This is a genomic window from Streptomyces sp. NPDC006261, assembly GCF_040613515.1.
Classification (GTDB): Bacteria; Actinomycetota; Actinomycetes; order Streptomycetales; family Streptomycetaceae; genus Streptomyces.
The window spans coordinates 1-2,906 of the sequence record NZ_JBEXSI010000143.1 but is presented as its reverse complement, the minus strand read 5'-3'; the positions used below and the strand labels follow the sequence as shown (position 1 = coordinate 2,906).

The window sequence follows — 2,906 nt, the reverse complement described above, 5'->3', positions numbered from 1 at the left end:
ACGCGGGCCTGGCTCCGGGCGACGTCGACGCCGTGGAGGCCCACGGCACCGGCACCCGCCTCGGCGACCCGATCGAGGCCCAGGCCCTCATCGCCACGTACGGCCAGAACCGGCCCGAAGGCCGGCCCCTCCACCTCGGATCGCTCAAGTCCAACACCGGCCACACACAGGCCGCCGCAGGCGTCGGCGGCGTCATCAAGATGGTCCAGGCGATGCGCCACGGCACTCTCCCGAAGACCCTCCACCTCGATGAGCCGACGCCGTTCGTCGACTGGGAGTCCGGCGATGTCTCGCTGCTCACCGAGGCGCGGCCGTGGCCGGAGAAGGACGCGCCGCGCCGGGCCGCCGTCTCCGCGTTCGGCATGGGCGGCACCAACGCGCACCTCATCCTGGAGCAGCCGCCGGCGGAGGAACCGGCTGAGCAGGCAGCGGCCGACGTGCCGGCCGTCCTGCCGTGGCTGCTCTCCGCCAAGACCGCTCAGGCCCTCGCCGACCAGGCCGGCCGCCTGCTGGAACACCTGGAGGCGCACCCCGAGCAGGCACCGCTCGACGTCGCGCACTCCCTCGCCACCACCCGTACGGCCCTTGACCACCGAGCCGTCGTCCTCGCCGCGCCCGACGTCCTCCCGCGCGAGCAGCTGCGGGCGCTCGCCGAGGGCGCTCCGGCGCCGGGCACGGTGCGGGGCTCGGCGGCCGAGGCATCAAAGACCGCCTTCGTCTTTCCGGGTCAGGGCTCGCAGTGGGCGGGCATGGCGGCCGGGCTGATGGACACCTCACCGGGGTTCGCCGCCTCCATCACGGAGTGCGCGAAGGCGTTCTCGCCGTACGTTGACTGGTCACTGGAGGAGGTCCTCCGCGGGGCCGAAGGCGCGCCGTCGCTGGAGCGCGTGGATGTTGTGCAGCCGGCCCTGTTCGCGGTGATGGTCTCGCTGGCGGAGCTCTGGCAGGCGCACGGCGTCCGGCCGAACGCCGTCGTGGGCCACTCTCAGGGTGAGATCGCCGCCGCGTACGTGGCCGGCATCCTCAGCCTCGACGACGCGGCCCGTGTGGTGACCCTACGCAGCCAGGCCATCGGCCGCGTGCTGGCGGGCCTCGGCGGCATGGTCTCCGTCGCGCTCCCGGCCGACGCGGTGCGCGAACGCATCGCCCGCTGGGAGGGCCGCGTCCAGATCGCCGCGGTCAACGGCCCGGCCTCCGTCGTCGTCTCCGGCGAACCCGAGCCGCTTCGAGACCTGTTGGAGCAGTGCCGGGCCGACGGCGTGCGAGCACGAGGCATTCCGGTGGACTACGCCTCGCACTCGCACTACGTGGAGCTGCTGGAGGAGGAGCTGGCCACGCTGCTCGCTCCGGTGAGCCCGCGCAAGGCGACCATTCCGTTCTTCTCGACCGTGACCGGTCAGTGGGTCGTGGGGACGGAGCTGGACGCCGGGTACTGGTACCGCAATCTGCGGCAGCCCGTGGAGCTGGAGCACGCCGTACGGACCCTCCTGGAGGAGGGGTTCGGCACCTTCATCGAGTCCAGCGCGCATCCGGTCCTGGCGCTCGCGGTGCAGGAGACCGCGGAGGCGGCGGGACGGGAGGCGGTGGCGTTCGGCTCGCTGCGGCGCGACGAGGGCGGGCTGGAGCGGTTCATGCTCTCCGTGGGCGAGGCCCACAACCGGGGTGTCCTGGTCGACTGGCGGTCCGTCTTCGCCGGCAGCCGGCCCGGCCGGGTCGATCTGCCGACGTACGCCTTCCAGCGCACCCGCCACTGGCTGGAAGCGGTCTCCGTGCCGAGCGACGCCGCCGGTCTGGGCCTCGGCTCGACCGACGGCCACCCGCTGCTCGGCGCAGCCGTCGCGGTGGCGGACCGGCCGACCTTGCTGCTGACCGGCCGCATCTCCCGCCACTCCCACCCGTGGCTCGCGGACCACGCCGTGCACGGCACCGCACTGCTGCCGGGCACCGGACTGGTCGAGCTGGCGTTGCGCGCCGGGGAGTACGCGGGATGCGAGCGGGTCGAGGAACTGACGCTGTCCGCAGCGCTGTTGCTGCCTGAGCGCGACGGTGTCCAGCTGCAGATCGTGGTCGGCGAGGCCGACGAGGCCGAGCGCCGCACGCTGGAGATCTACTCTCGGCCGGACACCGCGGACGAGGACACGGCGTGGACGCTCCACGCCGAGGGCCGACTCGCACCGGCTCCGGACGAGACGGCGGAGGGCCTGCTGCTCTGGCCGCCGTCGGGTGCCGTCGAGGTCGACCTGGACGGCGCGTACGAGCGGGTGCTGGAGCAGGGCTACGCGTACGGGCCGGCGTTCCAGGGTCTGCGGCGCGTCTGGCGGGGCGCGGAGGCGGGAGAGCTCTTCGCCGAGGTGGCCCTGCCGGACGAACTCCACGCGCAGGCAGGCCTCTTCACCGTGCACCCGGCGCTGTTGGACGCGGCGCTGCACCCGCTGCTGCCAGGTGTGGTGGATGAGCACCGGCAGGCTCTGCTGCCCTTCTCCTGGTCGGACGTGACGGTGTACGCCACCGGCGCGTCGGCGCTGCGGGTGCGTCTCACGCCGACCGGGCCCGAGTCGGCCGCGCTCTTGGTGGCCGACGGCCTGGGCGCGCCGGTCGCCTCGGTCGCCGAGCTGGCGCTGCGGCCGCTCTCAAAGGAGACGCTGCGAGCGGCGGCCGACGCGCACCGCGAGGGCTTGCTGCGGGTGGAGTGGTCGCCGATCGGCGCCATGACCTCCTCTGCACAGAGCGGCACATGGGCACTGCTGGGCGAGCCGGGTGTGCACGCGTTGCCGGTCGACTCCTCGCGTACGTACGCCGATCTGGCGGCGTTGGTGGCGGCGGTGGAGGCCGGGGCCGAGGTCCCGGCTGTGGTGCTGACCGCACCACAGCCGCTCCAGGACGGCAACCTGCCCGAACAGGCCCGC

Annotated in this window: 1 protein-coding gene; it reads left to right on the top strand. The window is 73.7% G+C overall.

What is annotated here, in order from left to right; genetic code table 11:
* The coding region (locus ABZ154_RS34915) for a type I polyketide synthase (RefSeq protein ID WP_356838480.1) at positions 1–2,906 on the top strand (2,906 nt) is incomplete at both ends.